General features: G+C 50.7%; 18 protein-coding genes. 7 read left to right on the forward strand and 11 right to left on the reverse strand.

Annotated features, from left to right (window positions below; genetic code table 11):
* Positions 1 to 140 precede the first annotated feature (140 nt).
* Together R3B84_02915 and R3B84_02920 are read left to right on the forward strand one after the other, a co-directional pair.
* Positions 141 to 1,004, forward strand: a complete 864-nt coding sequence (locus R3B84_02915) for a DUF1559 domain-containing protein (protein MEZ6139501.1) — start codon at positions 141 to 143, stop codon at positions 1,002 to 1,004.
* A 108-nt stretch (positions 1,005 to 1,112) separates the two neighbouring features.
* Positions 1,113 to 1,559, forward strand: a complete 447-nt coding sequence (locus R3B84_02920) for a carboxypeptidase-like regulatory domain-containing protein (GenBank protein ID MEZ6139502.1) — start codon at positions 1,113 to 1,115, stop codon at positions 1,557 to 1,559.
* A gap of 386 nt (positions 1,560 to 1,945) precedes the next feature.
* Here R3B84_02920 and R3B84_02925 read toward each other — a convergent pair whose 3' ends face one another.
* From R3B84_02925 to cobA, 3 genes are all read right to left on the reverse strand, one after another.
* Complete coding sequence (locus tag R3B84_02925; protein ID MEZ6139503.1) at positions 1,946 to 4,321, reverse strand: serine/threonine-protein kinase; 2,376 nt, start codon at positions 4,319 to 4,321, stop codon at positions 1,946 to 1,948.
* 19 nt (positions 4,322 to 4,340) lie between these two features.
* On the reverse strand, positions 4,341 to 4,937 hold the full coding sequence (locus R3B84_02930) for a sigma-70 family RNA polymerase sigma factor (protein MEZ6139504.1): 597 nt from the start codon (positions 4,935 to 4,937) through the stop codon (positions 4,341 to 4,343).
* Between the two features lie 212 nt (positions 4,938 to 5,149).
* Positions 5,150 to 6,703, reverse strand: a complete 1,554-nt coding sequence (cobA, locus tag R3B84_02935; protein ID MEZ6139505.1) for a uroporphyrinogen-III C-methyltransferase — start codon at positions 6,701 to 6,703, stop codon at positions 5,150 to 5,152.
* 483 nt (positions 6,704 to 7,186) lie between these two features.
* Here cobA and R3B84_02940 point away from each other — a divergent pair, with 483 nt between their 5' ends.
* Positions 7,187 to 7,363, forward strand: a complete 177-nt coding sequence (locus tag R3B84_02940; protein MEZ6139506.1) for a hypothetical protein — start codon at positions 7,187 to 7,189, stop codon at positions 7,361 to 7,363.
* Positions 7,364 to 7,726: 363 nt separating this feature from the next.
* Positions 7,727 to 8,152: a TraR/DksA family transcriptional regulator gene (locus R3B84_02945; GenBank protein MEZ6139507.1), complete on the forward strand. Its 426-nt coding sequence runs from the start codon at positions 7,727 to 7,729 to the stop codon at positions 8,150 to 8,152.
* A gap of 116 nt (positions 8,153 to 8,268) precedes the next feature.
* Here the strand turns inward: R3B84_02945 and R3B84_02950 are convergent, their stop codons facing one another.
* The 3 genes from R3B84_02950 to R3B84_02960 all read right to left on the reverse strand — a co-directional run bounded on the left by R3B84_02950 (position 8,269) and on the right by R3B84_02960 (position 11,845).
* Entirely contained in the window at positions 8,269 to 9,558 is a 1,290-nt protein-coding gene (locus R3B84_02950) for a BBP7 family outer membrane beta-barrel protein (GenBank protein ID MEZ6139508.1), read from the reverse strand.
* A gap of 211 nt (positions 9,559 to 9,769) precedes the next feature.
* Positions 9,770 to 10,612, reverse strand: a complete 843-nt coding sequence (gene uppP, locus R3B84_02955; protein MEZ6139509.1) for an undecaprenyl-diphosphatase UppP — start codon at positions 10,610 to 10,612, stop codon at positions 9,770 to 9,772.
* Between the two features lie 63 nt (positions 10,613 to 10,675).
* Positions 10,676 to 11,845, reverse strand: coding sequence for a CotH kinase family protein (locus R3B84_02960; protein MEZ6139510.1), 1,170 nt, complete (start codon positions 11,843 to 11,845; stop codon positions 10,676 to 10,678).
* Between the two features lie 232 nt (positions 11,846 to 12,077).
* On the opposite strand from R3B84_02960, the gene R3B84_02965 reads away from it, so the two are divergent.
* Both R3B84_02965 and R3B84_02970 read left to right on the forward strand, forming a co-directional pair.
* A complete protein-coding gene (locus R3B84_02965; protein ID MEZ6139511.1) occupies positions 12,078 to 12,773 on the forward strand; it encodes a hypothetical protein in 696 nt (231 codons plus the stop codon).
* Positions 12,774 to 12,918: 145 nt separating this feature from the next.
* Positions 12,919 to 14,172 carry a PQQ-binding-like beta-propeller repeat protein gene (locus tag R3B84_02970; GenBank protein MEZ6139512.1) on the forward strand — a complete coding sequence of 418 codons (1,254 nt, stop codon included), beginning with the start codon at positions 12,919 to 12,921 and terminating at the stop codon, positions 14,170 to 14,172.
* Between the two features lie 42 nt (positions 14,173 to 14,214).
* Here R3B84_02970 and R3B84_02975 read toward each other — a convergent pair whose 3' ends face one another.
* Positions 14,215 to 14,667: an alpha/beta hydrolase gene (locus R3B84_02975; GenBank protein MEZ6139513.1), complete on the reverse strand. Its 453-nt coding sequence runs from the start codon at positions 14,665 to 14,667 to the stop codon at positions 14,215 to 14,217.
* Between the two features lie 282 nt (positions 14,668 to 14,949).
* On the opposite strand from R3B84_02975, the gene R3B84_02980 reads away from it, so the two are divergent.
* Positions 14,950 to 15,984, forward strand: a complete 1,035-nt coding sequence (locus tag R3B84_02980; protein ID MEZ6139514.1) for a hypothetical protein — start codon at positions 14,950 to 14,952, stop codon at positions 15,982 to 15,984.
* Positions 15,985 to 16,073: 89 nt separating this feature from the next.
* Here R3B84_02980 and R3B84_02985 read toward each other — a convergent pair whose 3' ends face one another.
* The 4 genes from R3B84_02985 to R3B84_03000 form a co-directional block, all read right to left on the reverse strand.
* Complete coding sequence (locus R3B84_02985) at positions 16,074 to 16,688, reverse strand: macro domain-containing protein (GenBank protein MEZ6139515.1); 615 nt, start codon at positions 16,686 to 16,688, stop codon at positions 16,074 to 16,076.
* Between the two features lie 363 nt (positions 16,689 to 17,051).
* A complete protein-coding gene (gene ruvX, locus R3B84_02990) occupies positions 17,052 to 17,525 on the reverse strand; it encodes a Holliday junction resolvase RuvX (protein ID MEZ6139516.1) in 474 nt (157 codons plus the stop codon).
* Entirely contained in the window at positions 17,522 to 18,604 is a 1,083-nt protein-coding gene (locus tag R3B84_02995) for a mannose-1-phosphate guanylyltransferase (GenBank protein MEZ6139517.1), read from the reverse strand. The genes ruvX and R3B84_02995 overlap by 4 nt, the downstream gene beginning before the upstream one ends.
* Before the next feature lie 125 nt (positions 18,605 to 18,729).
* The gene (locus R3B84_03000) at positions 18,730 to 20,598 is read right to left on the reverse strand and encodes a LamG-like jellyroll fold domain-containing protein (protein ID MEZ6139518.1); all 1,869 of its coding nucleotides are present in this window, start codon (positions 20,596 to 20,598) and stop codon (positions 18,730 to 18,732) included.
* Between the last annotated feature and the right edge of the window lie 124 nt (positions 20,599 to 20,722).

Below are 20,722 nucleotides of genomic sequence, written 5' to 3' on the forward strand. Positions count from 1 at the left end.
CTTTCATTCATTTTCAGCAAGGGAATTGGGAAGATTTTTAATTTATTGTCTTCTTTTGGTAGCACACCACAACTCTGGTTTCATAATCGTGAAATATTTTTTCGTTGCGATTATTATTCTAATTTTTTTGGAGTGAGTTTATGCTTGATCAGTTTGGTGTGACAGGCACCCGTCGGAAAGCCTTCACATTGATTGAATTGCTGGTTGTTATCGCGATTATTGCGATTTTGATCGGCTTGTTGCTGCCCGCCGTGCAGAAAGTACGTGAAGCTGCAAACCGTTCAAAATGTAGCAACAATCTGAAGCAATGGGGCATTGGAATCCACGCTTACAATGATACCTATCAGTACTTGCCAAAGAGCAATTATGGTACCGGACCAATTTGGGGCTGGCCAGCAGAAGTGCGTCCGTTCATCGAACAGGACAACATGCCCACCAACCGGACTATGCGAATTGGGGCATGTCCATCAGATCCACGTTCTGGTACGAATACCGGCTTGCATTGGTACCCAGCAATGCATGGACGTAACAGTTCAGGTGGTAGTGCATTTGTTACCAGCACCGGTATGATCCTCGATTGGCCCAGTTCCACCAATGGGAGGGTAAACATCGGTACAATTGTTGACGGAACCAGCAATACCGTGATGCTTGCAGAACGGCCACCCGCAGGGACTTCCTATGGTTTCTGGCAGTACGACTGGTACGACACCAACGTTTCCAGTTCCCGTACTACGCAATTCATTTTTACCACGGGTGTGATCAATGGGGTCAACAGTGCGTGTCCTAATCCAGCACTTTTTGGACCTGGTAACGTTACGAACAACTGCTCATTTAATGCACCATGGAGCAACCACACCGGTGGAGCAAACTTCCTGCTGGGTGATGGCGGTGTGCGCTTTATGTCTTATCGGGTTGCTACTTCGAACTCTTCGGTAACCGGGGTAAGTATTCTCGACGCAATGGGTACCATTAGCGGTGGGGAAATTGCCAGTCCGGATAATTGATCATTGCTGATTAATCGTGTCAAAAATTCCTTGGTTCGCAACTCAATTGCTCATCGTTTCTAGGATCCATGGGTAGTTTCATTTGCGTTTCCAAAGGTATTCCTGCCAATGAATTTATCTTCCATGCCAGAGAGTATAATGATATTTAATGCTAAACGAAGCTCGATTGCTTTCTTACTGTTTTCAGCTATTTTTGCAGGCTGCGATAGCGCCTCAACTAGTTCAGTATCAGGCACTGTAATGTATAAGGACAAGCCAGTTGCGAATGTACAGGTAAACTTTGTACCAGACAGTGGATACCCAGTGTCAACACTGACTGATGGTGCCGGTAAATACACTATTAAAGGTGCGATCACTGGAAAAAATAAGGTTACCGTCATGGTCGTCGGGGAAAATGTGGGACCGAGAGATCCTAATGAATCTCCTCGTACTCCCAAAAAATCAGGTGAACCAGCGACAAAAATACCTGAAAAATACAGCCAGCCCGGTACCACACCTTTATCTCACGATGTGACATCAAAAGATTCGACTTTCAACATCGAGCTTGTGGACTAACGCCTCTATATCCATTTGCTGGTGCGTTCACTGATCGTTGTTAACGAACACACACTTCAGTTCGTGCGTGTAATTTCTCTTTTACAATCTGCCGACGAGCATCCGGTGTGTGTCGCCCACTGTCTGCAATATCAGCACAATCACTACAGGCGATCCCGTTTGGTGTGGTCTATTTTGTTTTTCTGCAGGATGAGTAATGTATTGGGTCAATTTTTGAGCAAACTTCAACTGAGCAGAAAATGATGCACCTGGTTGAACGATGTTTCGCAGAGATGATTCCCACGTACAAACGGAAATTATTTCCGGACAATGGGACAATTTGAACCTGAATGAAGCCCGCGAAGTGCTCGACTGGCTGGATAATCACCCCGAGTACCACCGGGAGCTTATTGCATTGGCACCGGATTGCTACCAGATTCTTTGGGAGCGGGAATCAGTTTCGCCAGAGCAGTCATGAATGGCAGGTCAGTGTAGATTTCCCACAAACGGACGGTGCCATCCCGACTGCCGACGGCCAGGGTTTTTCCATCTTTAGAAACTGTGACTACCTGAGCCGCTCCACCTGGATTAATGAATTTGCCAATCGTTTCTTCTGTTTTAGCATTGATGCAGACAATCGAACCATCCTGCCCACCCAGAAACAAGTAATGCCCATCCGGGGTATAGCCAATCGACCAGATTTCATCGCATTGAACATCAATGGTGGATAACAATTCCCCGTTTGCACGGTTCCAGATGCGAAGTTTTTTATCCCAGCCACCGGTGGCAATGTACTTGTTGGTGGGGTCAAACGCCACACAATCAACCGGCCCATCGTGGCCCGCCAGCGTGTAAAGCAGCTTGGCATTGTCGGCATCCCAAACTTTGACTGTTTTGTCGCTGCAGGCACTGGCCACCATTTTATCATCGGTGCTGAAGGCCATGCACAATACCACCCCCTGTTCGTGGCCGATGGTGCGTAATTGTGTCATGCCCGAGCGGGCATCCCAGATGGTGACTGCCCCGTTGCGGGTGCCAGTGGCCACTTTGAAGCCGGACGGTGAAAATGCCATCGACCGCACCGGATAAGAATGGGGGAGAGTTTGTTCCTCTTCAGAAGTTTTCACATTCCACAGGCGAACAGTGCCATCATCTGCCGCCGCCGCCACCTTTTCTCCCAGTGGGCCAAAACCGACGGCCCAGATGGGGGAATTGTAACTTTTCAGCTCGCCCTGAATATTGCCCGTGGTGGGGTCCCAGAACTTTAATTTGCCATCTTCGGTGCCAGTAGCGAAGAGATTGCCTTTGGGAGAAAACGCCACCGCCCAGACAGCCCCACCACTGGGCTTGACGATCAGTTTCGGTGTGGGGCTGGAATCTTTGCCATTTCGCACTGCAGGTGGGACAGCTACCAGATTTTGCCCACGCTGGCCGAGAACGGTCCACTGCGTTTTTTGTGTAATTTCCGTGATCAGCGTGGTAAAAATTGCCGCCACAGCCACCAGTTGAAGGCTTCGAAGCAGTATTTTCTTACGAGAACGCCGATCTCTGGTAATTTCCCGCAGAGAGACCGGTGTGGAGTTGTCTGGCAGTTTGGCGAGTTCCTGCTCTAATAGCCGTGCCAGCTTCCCACAGTCCGACAGGCGGTCGTCCGGGTTCTTCGCCAGCAATCGATCAATGACATCGGATAGCCAGGCGGGGATTTCCGGCGAACGTTCTTTCAGTGGAATATGTTGTGATTCGGTCACTTGCCGCAGAACAACGAAAGGAGACGATCCTTCAAAAGGTGGCTTCCCGGTCAGCAGTGCGTAAAGCACGCTGCCCAGGCCAAACAGATCCGATGCGGGCGACAGTGGGGCACCACTGGCCTGCTCAGGCGACATATACAAGGGGGTACCAGCGACAAATCCTGTCTGGGTGATCCGCACATCTTCCACCGCACGTGCCAGTCCAAAATCGGTCAGCAGTACCCGCTCGGTTTCCTGTTCAATTAAAATGTTACCCGGCTTGACATCACGGTGAATCAGACCGTTCTGGTGGGCTTCGGCCAGCCCGGCTGCCACTGCCGCACCAATACGGATCACTTCCCGCACGGTAAACCGTTTGCCGGCATCCAACTGTTCCTGCAGGGAATTCCCACGCACCAGTTGCATGACAATAAACGGCACCCCCGTGCGTGGGCTCTGGTCCACGTGGTGGATCGTCACTACGTTCGGATGGTATAGCCCCGCTGCAAGACGGGCTTCCCGCAAAAACCGTTGCAGTAACTGGTCGTTCTTACTGAAGTGGATCGCCAGCATCTTCAGAGCCACCGGACGAAGTAATGCACGGTCAAATGCTTTAAAGACAATCCCCATCCCACCCTGACCGATGATGCTTTCGACATAAAAGCGATCCAGTTTGCCGATGTAGGGCTGCTCGTCACAGGGATCGAGATAATCGCCAGCAACATTATCTGCTGGCTGGTGAGTAAGAAAAGAGTGCTGATCGATTGGCTGGATTGCCACCTGTTGCGTGCGATCATTGGCAGCCATCAAATCAACTTTCAACTGACGTAAACCAGTTAAAAAGATATCTTCCTGCTGTTGAAGTGGGGCGGTTTTCGGCGGATTGGCTAAATAATTGCTTTCCAGCACCGCTAACTGCTGCAGACTGGTCTGGCAGTTTCCGCAGTGGTCGAGGTGGGAGATAATCTCTACCTGGGCAGTTTCATCCAGCTTTTCGGCAATCAGGTCGGCAAGCACTGCAACATCGGGACATTCGCTGGTGATGGTATTTTCCATGTGCGACTGGCCCTATTGGTTACGGTTGACCTTCTAATGTCTGAATTTCCTGGCGGATACGCGAAAGCACTCTGCTTTTCGCAACATAAACCGCACCAGGAGACAATCCGAGTTTCTGTCCGACTTCGCTGGAATCCTTTCCCTCCACGGCAGTTTGCCAGAACGCTTCCCACGTATTGGTGCGAAATTCCTGTTTCACCCGTGCCGCAGCCCAGTGGAACAGTCGTTGTTCATATTCCTGATCCCAATCTGTGTGATCATCCACCTCGTTGGGGATCGATTCGAGGCGTTGCTGGACAGCGGAATCGCCAGAACCACGCACCTTTCGGCGGGTCGATTCCAGATGATTGTACACTTTGTTCCGAGTAATCGAGTACAGCCAGCCCCGAAAAGTACCTTTTTCGCGGTCGTAGTTCAACTGCCCCACCGAGCGTGCAACAGACCGCATTACTTCCTGCATCACATCCGCAGCATCGGCGTCCTGTAACCCACGTTTTCTGGCAAAACTGTAGATGATGGTGGAGTAAATTTCGACAAATTCATCCCACGCACGATTATCCGCGGGATTGCGGAGTCGTAGCAGCAAACTATGCCGAGTTGGTGGGGGCCCCGCCATGAATATCCTACTGAGGTGTACACAACCAGGTTTAAATCAGGAACCCGAGTTACAGGTGAGATCCATCTACGCGGTATTATATCCGAAAGGAACAAGCATTTGGGGAAAAAAATCAGCCGGAAATGAAAAATTAGATCGATCGGTCTAATTTGTCGAATTCTGTTAGCAGGACCCGGGGGAAAATGCTGCACTCTTGCAACGTACAACCAGATTTATTCCCCAAGCAGCAGTTCCAGCAACCCATCCGCCTGTGGGTGGGGAGTTTTCAGGCAAACAAATCCCTTTTCGGTCAACAATTGGTACAAACGGGCACTGTTCGCCACCAAAACCGTGCGGCCAGAACGAAAATGAATGAGAATTTCTTCATCACACGCTGCCAAAAACACCTCTGCAGTGCGTCCGCTCATTAAGTGTATATGAGAAAAATCTCCTTTTCTCAGTTCTGCGAAAACCGGTGACTTGGGATTCAATACCACTTCCTGTTGGTAGCACACCACTGGTTGGACCTGTTCAGCAAACGCCTTCAGTCCATCGTGCAGCACCGTGCGGGCTTCGGCCGCCTGGGGCAACAGAATGCGTTTTCCCTGCCAGATCGGCCGCAGTAGTTCCAGCAATGCTTCCGAGTTCGATTCATCGTGGGTGGTAATATCGGCTGAGATGTTGTGTTCTGCCAACGCAGCAGTTGTAGCAGGCCCGATGCTCGCAATCTGCACCTTCGCCAACGTGCGAGCATCGTACTTCAACGCCCGCAGTCGGGCGAAAAACAGATCCACGGTGTTGCGGCTGGTAAAGATCAGCCCGTCGTAAAGTCCACGTGCAATGTGCCTGATTTCTCGATCCACTTCGGCCTGATTCGTGGGAACAATGTCCAGCACGGGTAAATGGCTGGGTGCGGCACCGGCAAGCTCCAGTTGCCGCAACAAATCCCCCACCTGATGTGCGGGGCGGGTAATCAGTATCTTCTTACCAGCTAAGGGTTTACGTTCGAACCAGGAAGGAGACGTTGCCGCACCGACTGCCGGGCCAATGAAGATGATTGCGGGGGCCTTGAATTGCTGTTCCTGGATCTCATTTGCAACTGTCTGCAGGGTGGTTAAGAGGCGACGCTGGCTTCCACTGCTGGCCTGCTGTACCACTGCCACCGGCGTGGTGGGTGACTTGCCGAATTGTTGCAAACTTGCCGCAATCGAAGCGATCCTTGCGACACCCATGTAGACAACCAGCGTGCCCGGAAATTGGGCCAACGCCTCCCAAGACAGGTGGGAATCTTCTTTGCCAGGGTATTCGTGACCAGTAATAAAAGCCACCGCACTGGCATGGGCACGGTGCGTCAGGGGGATTTCGCCATAAGCACTTGCTGCGGAAGCAGATGTGACACCTGGTACGATCTCATAGGGGATGTTTGCCGCCTGCAGAACGGCCACTTCTTCCGCACAGCGACCGAAAATCGATGGATCGCCCCCTTTCAGGTGGACCACCACGTTGCCTGCCAGCGCTTCCTGCACAATTCGCTCGTGGATGTGCGGCCAGCGATTCGGGTGCTCCCCAGGTAAATCGCTGACGGCAATCTTCCTCGCCTGGGGTGCAAACGCCAGCATTTCGGAAGAAGCAAGATAATCGTAAATTACTGTGTCTGCGATACTTAGGCACTCAATTGCCCGCATGGTCAACAGCCCAGGGTCACCCGGCCCTGCACCCACCAGATAGACGTAGGGTGGAATCGGCTTCCGCCCCACCACTGGCAATCCTTTCAACCAACTCTGCATAACCTTCCGCTTGTTACCAACTTGTTACAAAAAAGATGCCAGTGGGAATGGTCCACCCATCTGTTCGTACTGGACGATGGGAAAATGTTCCTACGGATCGATCAAATGGAATTGTATCTTTGTGGCAGGTGATTGTCGCGTCGCGCAGCTGCATAAAGTGGGTGAAGATCACTTGCAATTCGTCATTCCCGCGCAGGCGGGAATCCATTGCAGATAACTCGCAGTGCACCCAATAAACTGACACCCACAAACAACCGTCATTCCCGCGAAGGCGGGAATCTATGGCAATCAACTCGAAGTCGTACCATCAATTCCTGAACTTTTCACCAACCGTCATTCCCGCGAAGGCGGGAATCCATTGCAGATAACTCGCAGTGCACCCAATAAACTGACACCCACAAACAACCGTCATTCCCGCGAAGGCGGGAATCCAGAGCGAAACAATCGAATTGGCAATCCGAACAACTGAATTGTGAGCCGACGGTGTTAGCCGCGGTTGCCTTCAGACGGTTGTGCCCACCACCAACCGTCATTCCCGCGAAGGCGGGAATCCATTTCATGCGGTATGGTGGTGATTACACGAAGCAGCAGGAAGAAATCTATGCGGCAGAAGTAAAGCCCGGCAGGAAAAAGAGTTACATCGCTGGGCGAACGAACTGATGTTTGAGTTGAAAAAGGTGGAACCCACTGTAGGGTGAATGCAACAAGTAGGTCTTTGAGACCCATGGCAGACGCTAACGTTCGTCTGACAGGTAGAATAGGTGGCTACTGAAAATAAATGAGAAATCACTCATTTATTTGCGCACATTTCAACTTTTTTCGGTTATTTTTAACAAAAGAATGCTGTTACATAGTTGTGACAAACGAAAAGTCACCGTGAACCGTTTTGATAGTCGCCCTCTCTAATTTGGCACGCAGGGTAAAATGGTTTACCCCACACGAGTAGCTGTAGGGAATGCCCGTTTTTGGCTACCAGTGTTTGAAGTTTTTAACATGATGAAGTTTCCATTCTGGAGGTGGATCATGGCACGTAGAGATGCATTACAAAGGATCAATAGAGTATTGACCGATCGCCGTACAGAACTGATCCGCTTACTGCGATCAGATCTGGAAAGCCTGGGCCACGATCGGCACGCCAGCGTTACTGGTGATGCTGCCGACTTTGCCCTGGAATTAAGTGGGGAAGAACTGACTTCTCAACTGGCGGAAATCGAAGCCCGCGAACTCAACCAGATTGACCGTGCGTTGATCAGGATTCGTAAAGGGGTGTTTGGCATTTGTGAAGGGTGTTCCAAAAACATCCCGATCGCCCGACTGAACGCACTCCCTTACAGCGAACTCTGTATCGAATGTCAGCGACTGGCTGAAAAAGATTCGACCTGGCTTTCAGATAAGCGACGCAAAAACGCGGCACATTCGCAGATGGTTGAATCAGAATCTCTCAACTAACGCTTCAGTTTCTTTCAGGATCTGGCCGTCACAAATCAGCTGGTTTTCAATTTCTCAAGTTTGAAAAACAATTTATTTGAAAGAACTGAAGTATGCCCCAATCAATCTTCAACTGATCAATAGAAGATGCTGAAGCCGACATTGAAGCCCTGAGTCCAGAAGGTCTGGTCCTGCCAACGGAACAGTGGGGCATTTGTGGTATTGGCTGGGGCACCTGCAATGTACGGCACGTTAGCATCGTTGATTGTGGGATCAATCAATTGACCCGGGCGTGCAGCGTTGGTCAGATAAATCAGGCTGTAGCCTGCTGAAACCACCAGATATTCCGTGAGCTGGTAGGTGAGGTTCAGATTCAATTCACCCATGGCAGCAAACTGGTTCCGTTCGTGCGTACCGGCGTTGGTGGGCTGCACATACAGACCACCAGGCAGCGAAGATACGGCACCTGCGGGAGTGGTGACTGTGTTGAAGCCAATCAGCTCTGCACGTTGGGCAACAGTACCAAGAGCCAGTTTTGCACCCACGTCGAAGCCAAGGCCATAATTCCCGAAGAAGCGGGCTCGTGTACCTAACTGCCCACCGTAAAACTGGTTACGGACGCGGTACGAATCTCGAACGTCCAGTCGGGCACCACCTGGAAAGATGGAGGTATCGGCTATGACAATCGATTCTTCCAGGCTGAAATAGCGGTAACCAATCTGGTAATCGGTCTGGTCGGCAACCAACGCAAACCCTCGCACCAGCAAGTTGGCATCGTAACCAAAAAGTTCACTTTCGGAAACGATTGCCGTGCCGCCAATGTATCCACCAGGACCGGGTAATGACGAATACAGAACTATTGGCGTGGTGGTGGGGGCACCTGCTCGGAAATACGGGCGGGCGATACTGGGCAGGCCTGTCGAACCAGAAAAGAAACTGCCGGATTCCGACATTTGTTCCAGACGGAAATAACTGGCATCCACACCAAAAATATCGGTGAAATAGCCACCTGCGGACAAGCGAATGCCACTGGCGATGCCATAATCAATTTCCCCATCGTTGGGATAGAGCGGGATCGTGGTTGCGGGTGCGGCAGCACCTGCCAGACCATCGGGAACTCGCACCGCCAGCGTCGGTGGATTTTGTGGGCGATACCACCAGAGCAGGTAATCTGCTGTAAACCACATGCGTGCTTCCTGATAGCCCAGCGAAGGAACGTCTGGGGCAAATCCTTGTGGAATTTCTGGTGTTGGTGTGTTCAAACTGGATAATGGTGGGGGTTGCGAAATCCCCATCACGGGTGGGTTTCCAGGTGCGGGTTGCTCCGGCACCTGAGCCGAAGCTGGCCGGAATTCAGTATTTACCTGTGCGAAACTGTTGCCGGTTAGCCAGACCAGGCTAACTGCAATTAATGATAGCTTTTTCATATTTGCCCCCACGAACAACACTTCATTGGCACTGCACCGTGGGTGAAAACTGGTTGTTTTCCCAACAATTCAATGCCATTTATTTCCCCATGGGTGCTATGGGCAAAAATGAAAAAAAATACTAGCCCAGTTTTTTCAAGGTAGTGCGTAACAATGGCATGTTCAGGTAAACTGAAGAAAGTAAATAAATGAATTTTTACTCATTTTTCGGTCAGATGGCATAGCGATAGGAGAGATAGAGTAGAAGAGCACCCAGACCGATGCGGTATCCCACAAAAACCGACATACTGTGCGTGCGAAGAAACTTTAACAGCCAGGCGATGGAAAGATACCCCACTAGTGCAGCCACCAGACTTCCGATCAGCAGATTGGTTAATTGGCTTTGTGCGGCAAACAGTTCGTGGCGTTCGCTGTACGATTCGTAGAGCCCTGCACCCAGAATAGTGGGCAAAGAAATGAGAAAACTGAACCGTGCCGCAGTGGGACGTGCTAAACCAATAATCAACGCAGCAGTGATGGTACAGCCCGAACGAGACCCTCCTGGAATCAGGGCAAAAGCCTGAAAACAGCCGATAAACAGGGCATCCATCCAGCGAATATCCCCTTCATTTCGCCCCAAGGTGCCGCGTTGCTGCCGTCGATAGGCAATCAATTCGGCCACCAGCATCAGCAGTGCAAAGAAAATGGCTGCGAGGCCCATTACCTGGAGTGTATATAATCGCTCTTTGATGAAGTCTTTTGCCAATAATCCCACGACCACGGCTGGGATGGTGCCCACCACGATTTTCCAGCACAATACACTATCCGAGCTGGCGTTTGGTGCGAAAGCAAAGCGGTCGTGCAAAAATGCCTGTAACAACCGAATGATATCCTTGCGGAAGTAGAGCACCACTGCGATCAGGGTGCCCAACTGAATTGCGGTGGTAAATGCATCATTCGGCGTGGGATGTTCCAGCCATTTCCGCACCACAACGAGGTGGGCGGTGCTGCTGATCGGCAGAAATTCGGTTAATCCCTGCACCACACCGAGTAGAATTGCTTCCCAAACGGTCATTTGGATGAAAACACCTTCATAAATGAGAAAAGATGAGAAATTCCAATGGCCCACCAAGGGGGATTATTGGAATTTGGGAACTTCTTTGCTGAGATGGTCGTACCGCTGTTTCAATTGATTTTTGAAGTTATTTGCTTCATTTTCTACCGATTTTGCCCAGTTGCCGTTGTTTGTGGCGTTCAGGGTTTCTTTCATTCGTGGCACCAGCATGTCGATTTTCTTGTGCATTTCAGCCACGTTGTAATGTTTTTCCATTGCCAGCTTCAATTTGGCGATGGTCAGCTTTTTCCCTTCGGGATGGTCGAGAATTGCCCGCCCCACCATGCTGCCCCAGCCTGGCCAACCTTCGTGAGGATTGCGCCACAACTGATCCATCCCGTGGGGAATAAACACCGCTTTGCCTTTTGGTTCAAAGTACACTCGGTAGTTATTGCGATTTCGAAAATAGCCATCCCAGTCGGCGGTGATGATCTGCAGTGCTGCGTTCGTGCACAATAAATCCACGTTTACCAGTTCAGATACTTTGGCGTAGCGTTTGTTGGCATCCGGTTCACGGCAGGCGTTTGCCAGTGCTTTCAGATCGGCATGATCGTTGGGGGTGCCTGTATCCAGCTTTAAGTTAGCATCGATATCCTGCAGAAAGCCACCATCATAGAGGTTGCCTTTCGCATTTTTGAAATTTCGCTTCAACCAGTCTTTATTAAACCCTTCTTTGAAAACATACGGCCCCACGTGGCGACCGTTCAGCACCACCGCAGCGTGGGTACATCGACAGGCCGGCAAGCCCATGGCCAGTGCCAGATCATTGGCGATCAATTCGTTCATGTAACTGCCATCCTGCACTCCATTATTCAGATGGAACTTCACCAGACCATGGAGCTCCTGTTTTTCACCCAGCTTTTCGGTATTCAATGTCAGGCCCGGCCGATCGGTCCAGGCACGGGTAGAACCGGCTGCACCCTTGATGTGAATAGCCACCTTTTTCAGTTGAATGTCGCCGATTTTGATGTCGCACGCAACATCTTTACGTGGTTCCCGCTTCAGGCTTTCTTCTGCTTCTTTGGTGGTGGTAATTTCCACAATTGGCATTTTGCTGCCAGGATGCTTAAAAAACGCATCGCTGGGATCGGGCTTCTTTTCCTGAGCCAGCCCGGGAAATGAAATCGCTAGTAGCAGGTAAACTGGAACAAAACGCTGGAATATCATCGGTGCTGCCTTGCAGTTGGTGGACATCTCTCCCACTGTACTTGGGAAAAGCCTATCTGCATTCTACTTAATCACCCTCCGATTGGAGAGTGCCCACGATTCGGGGCTCGCGAAAACTTCAGCCTTGTCGTGCTCCCCCTTCCCTGCGAGGGAAGGGGGTTGGGTCAAAATTCGATCATAACGGGCGGATACGCCAAAATTGCCACATTTCTTAGAATACCCCAGTACCATCACCACGAACGGTGGGAGAGAAAACACGATGTTTCGAAAAAGACGCTGGCTGCTGAATCTCCTCACATTGTGCTCTTTTCTTCTAATTGCCCTCATCGCACTGGTGGTGTTGCTCAAACAGGAACCCCGGATCTACAAAGATACGGTGATGCCTGCTGGTTTTCTGCGGGAAACCCGTTCCCGCGAAATGATGCAACTGATGAACGATGCCGGCAATTACATCCGGAATGAGCCACGGTGGTATGTTTCTTTTGCAAACGAGCAAATGAACAGCTTTCTACAAGGCGATGATTTCGATACCTACCTGGGTGGGGATAGTCGACTGCCCGATGGTTTTACCGATCCACGTATTTTCGTGGAAAATAATCGTCTGCGGTTGGCGATTCGCTACGGCAAAGGCGTGTTCAGCACCATCTTAAGCCTGGATTTGCGACTGTGGATTATCCCTTCAGAAATTAACCGCATTGGCATGGAAGTGATCAGCCTGAAAGCCGGTGCGGTGCCACTGTCACCTGCAATGGTGCTGGACTACATCAGCGAAGCGGTTCGGAAAAACAATATCGAAATCACCTGGTATCGGGATAAAAACCACCCTGTAGCGGTGATGCGGTTGCAATCAGAGAATAATTTCCCCACCTTTCAACTGGATCGGCTGGAATTAAACGATGGCAATCTGACCATTGGTGGGCGAAAAATCAATTTTGTAGAAGTCCAGCCAGAATAAATGAGAGAACCCTCATTTTATTGGGCTGATGCACCTGCTTTTCTGACCGTGCGACAATTACGTTGTTTCATTTTTCAACTTTTTCAGATACAGTATGTAGCACAGACCTGCCAGTTAGTTTTGTCGTTGAACAGGAACCTTCCCAATGCGTTTATCCCTTTCACTTGTTGTGGCGTGCTGGTGCCTCTCGCCTGTATTGTCATTCGCTGAAAACTGGACCACCTACCGTGGGCCACAGGAAAATGGCCACACTACTGCCAAAAATCTTCCCAATGAATGGAGCGAGCAACAGAATATTGCCTGGAAAGTGCCCATCCGTGGGCGGGGCTGGTCTTCCCCGGTGATCTGGGGCAATGAACTTTGGCTGACGACCGCTTCTCCCGATGGCAAAGAACTGTGGGCAATCTGCCTGGATCGGCAGTCTGGCAAAACGCTGTTCGAAGAGAAACTGGTTGATGTTGCGAAACCACAATATGCGCACCCCTACAACAGTTATGCCTCTCCCACGCCATGTATGGAAGAAGGCCGCATCTACCTGCATTGGGGCAGCCCCGCAACAATCTGCCTCGATACCAAAACCCGAAAGCCCATCTGGACCCGCACCGATTTGAAGTGCGACCACTTCCGTGGTGCGGGATCGTCTCCTGTCATCGCAGGTGATCTGCTCATTCTGACCTTTGATGGCTTTGATTTCCAGTACGTGATGGCGCTCGACAAAAACACCGGTAAGGATGTCTGGCGTGCGAACCGCACCTACCACGATCCGAAAGGAAATGGCGATTACAAGAAAGCCTATTCCACCCCGAAAGTAATTGATGTGGCTGGCAAAAAGCTGGTTGTTTCTCCTTCTGCTGCCTACACCTGTGCGTACGAACTGGAAACTGGCAAAGAAGTCTGGAAGGTCAAACACGGTGGGATGAATGCTGCCAGCTTGCCGATCTTCGAACATGGCCTGCTTTATACCACCAGTGCCGATGGTGGGGATCAACTGGTTGCAGTCAAACCCGATGGCACAGGCGATGTGACCAAATCCCACGTGGCCTGGAAGAGCAACAAGGGCATTCCCAACCGCAGCTCGCTGTTACCGCTGGGAGATTATCTCTTCATGGTGAACAGCGGCCGCATTGCCACGTGCATGGAAGCCAAAACCGGCAAAGTGCTGAACACCGCACGTCTGGAAGGCAGTTCTTCCAAGTTTGTTGCCTCGCCAATTCTTTCTGAAGGCAAAATCTATGTGTTCGACGAAGATGGCATGTCATTCGTCTTTAAGGCAGATGAATCGCTGGAAGTACTGGGCAAAAACAAACTGGCGGACGGCGTGATGGCCTCACCCGCAGCAGTGGATAATAGTTTGTATGTTCGCACCAAATCGCACATGTACTGCATTCAGAAAAAGTAACATCATGGGGTATGATTTCGCCCTACTCCCATCGCCAACTTACTACCCTGTTCGTTCGCATGCCTGCAACATCGCCTGCAGTGGTTCTGGATCTGCGAGCCGATGATCGTTCCCGACTTCCAGTAACGTGGCCTGACTTCGCGACGCCAGTTCTTCGCTGTCTGCAAACGGAATCACATCATCCGCACGACTGTGCAGAATAATGGTGTCCGGTGGCACCGACTTCACCGAGCCCCAATTTTTCCAGGCCGGGCATAAAAGAACCAATCGAGCGTTTGGGGCGATGATATTCATGGCGACCGCACCCCCGCGTGAACTTCCCACCACGACATCGGGTGCGTGGGTGTCGTACTCTTGCTGAGCAATTCGCACCGCAGCGAAAAAGTCGTCGTCTGGCAGGGCGGGATTCAAAACCTCGTGGTGGTGATTTTGCAGAAAGGTCGGCTTCACCCCACCTGGGACACTTCGCCAACCATGTAAAAACAGTATTTTCATCAAACAAACTCCGCAGATGGCATCAAAAACAACTTTTGATACAATACATATTTACATATCAATATAGTAAACGAGTGTTTACTTAAAAGCAAACAGATTTTGGGAAAATTTTTTGGAATTCTTTTTTCGAAAATCTGAAAAATTTGCCAAAATAACGATCAGGTAAATATTGGAATATTGTGCGAGTCATATCGCACTGGGCCGGTTGAACTCCCATGTTGTAGAAATACCGAACTGAAACCAATCGTGCAGCCAACACTCGTTCACAAAGTGGTAAACCAGATGAAAAACTCTCTCACATTCTCCGTAACTGCTTTGCTGGTAATTGTTTGCTATGGTTTTCGTGCTCAAACATGTGGGGCAGAACTGCCACCGTTGCCAGATAAAGAAGGCTTTGCCGGCTCGTTTGCAGGTGTCAGTAACGGTGCATTACTCGTTGCAGGTGGGGCAAACTTTCCGGATAAAAAACCCTGGGAAGGTGGAACCAAGGTCTGGTACGACCAGGTTTATGTGCTTGAAAAACCGACTGGAAAGTGGCAGATTGCTGGTAAGTTGCCCCACGCACTGGGTTACGGTGCGGCAGTACAGTTTACGGATCGGCTGATTTGTATTGGTGGGAGCGACGCCACTCAGCACTATAAAGACGTATTTTTTCTGGACTGGAAAGATGGGAAACTGCAAACCGTGAAATTGCCCGAATTGCCCATTGCCATGGCCAACTGCTGTGGTGTGATGGTTGGTAATCACTTGTTTGTTGCCGGTGGCCTGTCCAGTCCCATGTCCAATAAAACGTTGAACCGCATTTTTTGTATGCACCTGACAGCTCGCGATCCGGAATGGAAAGAAATCGCCCCATGTCCAGGTGGGGGAAGAATGCTGGCTGTGGCAGCGAACCTGAATGATCAATTCTGGCTGATCAGTGGGGTCGACCTGATTGTTGATAACTCTGGGAAGCCCCAGCGGAAATACCTGCAGGATGCTTATTCCTACCACATGGAAAAGGGCTGGAAGCGACACGCCGATTTGCCATGGCCCACCGTTGCCGCTCCATCACCAGCACCCGTGCATGAAAACAGCCTTTTCGTGCTGGGCGGGGATGATGGCACGCAGGTTGCCGTGCCGCCGAACCAGCACCAGGGTTTTCAGAAAACGATCCTCCGTTACAGCACCGCTGAAGACAAATGGCTGAAAATTGGGAAACTAAAACTGCCCACAGTGACAACCTCAACAGCATTCTGGAATCAACAGTGGGTAATCCCCACGGGTGAAACCCGCCCAGGTGTTCGAACACCGATCGTAGGGACCTTCCGGCCATAAAGCAAAAGTTGTTGCAACTCAAAAAGTGGCGATAGGGATATCAGTTGTTGGTTTCAAACAATGAAATTAGCACCCTGAATCAATGTTTGTTACCGGACCACTTGGCGAGTGCCATCATAACTAACCGCTTTGTGTCGCTCAACGACGAAATCCCAGTCCAGACGGTGGGGAGGTTCTAGCAAATGTCGATATGCGGCAGCCATTTGTCTTGCGGACTCGCTGAAAGGAACTCCTCCGAAACCTGTACCCATCGCAGGTAACGCTACTATTTCGATCCTCCTGTCAGAAATGCGGTTATGCGATTGAACGGCGAGTAATGCCGCCCATGTTGCTGCATATACCTTATCAGTGCCTTCGATATTACCAGGCACTCGCATTGTCGGAGCATGACACAAGAACGGCAATGATGCATCATACGTGGGCAAGATGAATGCTGTACCGACGAGTTGTTCGCCAAAGTAATCGTTCATGATCTGTTGCTGAACTCGCTGCATCAGAGACTCACCAAAACGATAGACGACAGCAGCGTCAATCCCTGCGGTCATTATTCCGAATGCATTACCTGCAGTCACGAAACAGTCGTGCGGTTCCAAATCCTCGAACCGTCCTTTGACGATGCGTACGTTCGGCAAATCTGCAAATCGTTCTTTGAATGCAGTGCACATTGCTTCTTCGGGATGGACTAGCCAAAGACCTTCGAGCATTCAGACTCCTAACTTGACTAAGGGTTCCCCAATTCAGCCGCGAGGCAGATAGATTCCCGCCTTTATCGCTTATTTTGAAGACGTTGACAAGTATTGGGGGATTTTTGAAATAAAAAGTGCAGTAACTAAACTTCGTTCGGCTGGAAGATCGGCCTTTCCTGACACTCCGTTCGAATTCATTAAGTTTGCCTTCATAGCCCGCAGCGTAAGCAAGGGTTTGAGCAGAAATACCCTTGCTTACGCTGCGGGCTATGAAGGCAGTGAGATCTCATTGAGAAATACCCTTTTTTACGCTGCGGGCTATGAAGGTAGGCTTGGTAACTGTTCAAAGTTCGACCGAGTTTCAAACTGATTCCAGTTTAATCATCCCTCATCCTGGCTTTCTTCTGATTTCTTCTCCGCAGGTGGGAGAGATTCCAGGTACGATTTCAGCAGAATCTGGGCGGCGAGTGCGTCTCGGCGGGCTTTGCGTTGCTTGTGTGTAAAGCCGGCATCCCACAGAATCTCTTCAGCAAACACGGTTGTAAATCGCTCATCTACTAATTCGATGGGCAACTTGGTCACTTTTGCCAGCCAATCTGCGTAATCACGGGATTCGCGGGCTTTCACCCCTTCTTTCCCGCTGTTATGGATGGGCAGCCCGACAATAATGCCGGTAATGCGTTCCTGTTCCACTGTTTTGATGAAATAAGCACGGTCGATGTCATCCCGCACGCGGGTGTAGGTGGCCAGTGGGCTGGCGATGGGGTAATCCCAGTCGGCAACTGCCAGCCCCACGCGGACGGTACCGAAATCGACTGCCAGGATACGCCCCACGCGGGGCAGCTTGGTCGTCATAAATAGGTGGTTCCGTCTTGCCGGGTCTTCAACGTTTCCACAACCTCTTTCACTTTTCCTTCATCATTTCGGTGGGCGACCAGAAAGGCATTACCCGACTGAATAATTAATAAATCATGAATGCCGATAGTGGCAATCAGGTTTTCAGCATCTCCCACCACCACACAATTGTGGGTATTGATCCCCAGGTGGTTCGCCTGCACCGTATTGCCGTTGGCGTCCTGTGGGTTGCAGCGTTCCAGTGCCAGCCAGCTACCCACATCATCCCAAGTATAGGGGGCTTCCAACACCACCACTTCGGGTGCGTGTTCCATCACCGAAAAATCGATACTCACTTTCTCACAATTCAGGTATTCGCGGGCAAAAACCTCGTCAATGCTGTCGGTGTGCCAGGCGTCTGCAATCCGTTGCACCGCATCATAGATCGCTGGCTTCCGGGCCTGCAATTGTGCCAGAATGGTATTTGCTTTCCAAATAAAAATGCCGCTGTTCCAATAGAATTCGCCCGATGCGATATACTGCTGGGCCTGTTCCAGAGGCGGTTTTTCGCGGAATCGCTGGACCTGGTATACGGGAATGCCCCCACTGGCAGGCATGGCGGCCCCACGATGGATATAGCCATAGCCGGTGGAAGGAAAACTGGGTTTAATACCAAAAGTAAACAGTGCCTGTGGGTGCTCATCGGCGAGATTGGCTGCCGCCTGAACCGCCCGCTGAAACTCTCGCACTGGTTCAATCTGGTGGTCGGCTGGCATCACCACGATGGTGGCATCGGGATCGGTGCGTTGAATCAGTGCCGCACCCAGGCCAATACAGGCCGTGGTGTCTCGCCCCATCGGTTCCCCCACAATATTGGTGGGGGGAAGTGCCGGAAGCTGTTGAGCGGTCAGTGCGGCATGTAATTGTGAGGTGATTACCCAGGTATGTTCTGGTGCAATGGCTGCTTCAATTCGCTCGACAGTCGACTGTAGCAACGATTGTTCGCCGCGAAAGCACAAAAACTGTTTGGGCAGCGCAACACGGCTTTTTGGCCAGAATCGCGTCCCACCACCACCTGCCATGATCATTGCATGTAGCATCGCCATCCACCCACTGCGGTTCAAAAGCGTATTTTATGATGTTGTCGACGTTTTCGGCAGGCGGAAATGAGCCACATTGGGATGGCGTTTTGAAATGTAACACCGAATCTTCGGCGAAACTGCTGTTATTCCTTCTTCAGATCAAATGAATCGAACAGGTTCGAATTCTGATCGAAGGCTTTGAACTCCAGTTGATTGCCATGGATGTTCACGTAACAGGCGTGGTAGTCGACCCGCAATTGAGCCTTGAACCAGGTGGGAAGCGGATCGAAATCTTCCAATCTGCCACCACCGCCACCGGAAGTGATGTAAATGACGCCTTTGCTTCGATCCACCTTGTTGCCCCGTAATGGCCAGGTGCGTTCGTACAAATGGATGTGGCCGTTGAAAACGATGTCGACGTTGTGTTTCTCATACAGTTCCACCAGCGAGCGGGCATTTTTGTCGCCTTGCCCACGCGCCCCAAGGGCAGTTTTGCCGTAATCGTCGCTGTCGGAACTCCAGGCTGGGTGGTGGTGATACACAAACTTCCATTTTGCTTTCGAGTTTCCAAGTGCTTTATCCAGCCACTGGAACTGTTCGGTGCCTGCTTTCACCGATTTATTGGTATCCACCACAAAAAATTCTGCATTGCCATAACTGTAGCTGTAGTAATACTCGGGATTTGGCAGGCTGAAGTAGCGGTAATACCAGGCGTGGTTGCGTTCGTGGTTGCCTAGGGTGGGGAAGACCGCTACGCGGGAAAAGAGCATTTTCGCAGGTCCGAACAGATCATTCACCCACTGATCCTTGATGGGGCCATCGTTCACCACATCGCCCACGTGCATTGCAAAGTGGGGCCGGCGATCGTACATCACTTGGGCAATTTTCGCCGTGATCGTGGGATTTCGCTGGGTATCGCCAATAATGGCAAATGAAAACGCAGAATCCGGTTTCACGGCAGTTTTCATCTGAAACCAGTCACTGGTCAGTTTTTCGCCTGTGGCAGTTTCTGTTTTTACTCGATAGACGTAACCCGTTTCAATTTCCAGGTTAGTGACTTTTACTTCATGTATTGTGACATCTTTTTCACCCACAGCTTCTTTCGTATCTGCGGGAGTGATGCCATATTCCACCACCGATGTTCCAGGTGCTGCGGTTTCCCACATCACGGTCACGCTGTTCGTTGTGGGATGCTGCAAGTAAGGATAGATTACAAAACCGATCGGCTTGGCTGCTTGCTTTTCGAGCAGTGCCTGCTCGCTTTTTAAGCGTTGAGCAATCGTTGCAGGTGAAATCGCCTGAAAATCGACACTCACTTCACGAATTGCCCCCACCAGTGGGAAATCTTCGTTGTCGTCGCGATAGCGGCCGATCACAAATGGAGCACTCGGTGCGTAAGAAACAGGCCCTTTCTGTTCGCTGGAAGTTTTTTCTTCTTTGCCATTCACATAGAGCCGCATCGTTTTGCCGTCGTACGTGCCACACAGATGATACCACTTGCCTGGTTCAAAAATTGTAGTGCTTTCAATGGTGGTTAACTTGGGTGCACCTTCACCTGGAGTGCCAACGACACCGAATGTGAAGTTTTTCTCATTGTAGCCCAGCGCCCAACCGCGTTCGTAGGAGCCGTTATCCTGCATGGCACCCACAATCCCACCGTATTGTGTGCCTTTGTCGATGCGTACCCACGCGGAAGCGGAAAAATCCTGCTTTGGCAACAATGGAGAATCGGGTGCGGCTTTTTCCTCTACGAGAAAGCCATCAGCATCACCAGCAAGGATGACGGCCTGCAGATCTTCAGACCAGGTGGGGGCACCCAGCACGCGGGCATTCTGCCCGCCGGAAATCGGTTGTAAGTCCTTGCCTCGCAATTGCTTACTGCTGAACTGCCAGGTGAGGCTGGATGCTGCTGGATCGCGTTTGCTGACTTGAGCAATCAGCAATGCACCAAACAGTCCTGCTACAATCGTGATCGCGACTATTCGTTTGGTAATCAGGTTTTTGGGATTCACCAGAAATACTCCATCAATAAATCATAACCCGGGATGGCTCCTGCATGGGTATTCCGCCCCAAACAGATCCCTCTACCAGTATAAAGATTTAGACGGCGGCAGGATGAGAAGTTCTAATGTAGAA

This window comes from Zavarzinella sp. (genome assembly GCA_041399155.1).
Lineage (GTDB): Bacteria > Planctomycetota > Planctomycetia > Gemmatales > Gemmataceae > JAWKTI01.

Bases quoted from the DNA above. Each gene is read 5' to 3' on its own strand.
- R3B84_02985 (MEZ6139515.1), bottom strand. From the start codon at position 16,688: ATGCTCGAAGGTCTTTGGCTAGTCCATCCCGAAGAAGCAATGTGCACT.
- R3B84_02930 (MEZ6139504.1), bottom strand. From the start codon at position 4,937: ATGGCGGGGCCCCCACCAACTCGGCATAGTTTGCTGCTACGACTCCGC.
- R3B84_02975 (MEZ6139513.1), bottom strand. From the start codon at position 14,667: ATGAAAATACTGTTTTTACATGGTTGGCGAAGTGTCCCAGGTGGGGTG.
- R3B84_02970 (MEZ6139512.1), top strand. From the start codon at position 12,919: ATGCGTTTATCCCTTTCACTTGTTGTGGCGTGCTGGTGCCTCTCGCCT.
- R3B84_02965 (MEZ6139511.1), top strand. From the start codon at position 12,078: ATGTTTCGAAAAAGACGCTGGCTGCTGAATCTCCTCACATTGTGCTCT.
- R3B84_02925 (MEZ6139503.1), bottom strand. From the start codon at position 4,321: ATGGAAAATACCATCACCAGCGAATGTCCCGATGTTGCAGTGCTTGCC.
- R3B84_02945 (MEZ6139507.1), top strand. From the start codon at position 7,727: ATGGCACGTAGAGATGCATTACAAAGGATCAATAGAGTATTGACCGAT.
- uppP (MEZ6139509.1), bottom strand. From the start codon at position 10,612: ATGACCGTTTGGGAAGCAATTCTACTCGGTGTGGTGCAGGGATTAACC.
- cobA (MEZ6139505.1), bottom strand. From the start codon at position 6,703: ATGCAGAGTTGGTTGAAAGGATTGCCAGTGGTGGGGCGGAAGCCGATT.
- ruvX (MEZ6139516.1), bottom strand. From the start codon at position 17,525: ATGACGACCAAGCTGCCCCGCGTGGGGCGTATCCTGGCAGTCGATTTC.
- R3B84_02960 (MEZ6139510.1), bottom strand. From the start codon at position 11,845: ATGTCCACCAACTGCAAGGCAGCACCGATGATATTCCAGCGTTTTGTT.
- R3B84_02920 (MEZ6139502.1), top strand. From the start codon at position 1,113: ATGAATTTATCTTCCATGCCAGAGAGTATAATGATATTTAATGCTAAA.
- R3B84_02950 (MEZ6139508.1), bottom strand. From the start codon at position 9,558: ATGAAAAAGCTATCATTAATTGCAGTTAGCCTGGTCTGGCTAACCGGC.
- R3B84_02915 (MEZ6139501.1), top strand. From the start codon at position 141: ATGCTTGATCAGTTTGGTGTGACAGGCACCCGTCGGAAAGCCTTCACA.
- R3B84_02995 (MEZ6139517.1), bottom strand. From the start codon at position 18,604: ATGCTACATGCAATGATCATGGCAGGTGGTGGTGGGACGCGATTCTGG.
- R3B84_02980 (MEZ6139514.1), top strand. From the start codon at position 14,950: ATGAAAAACTCTCTCACATTCTCCGTAACTGCTTTGCTGGTAATTGTT.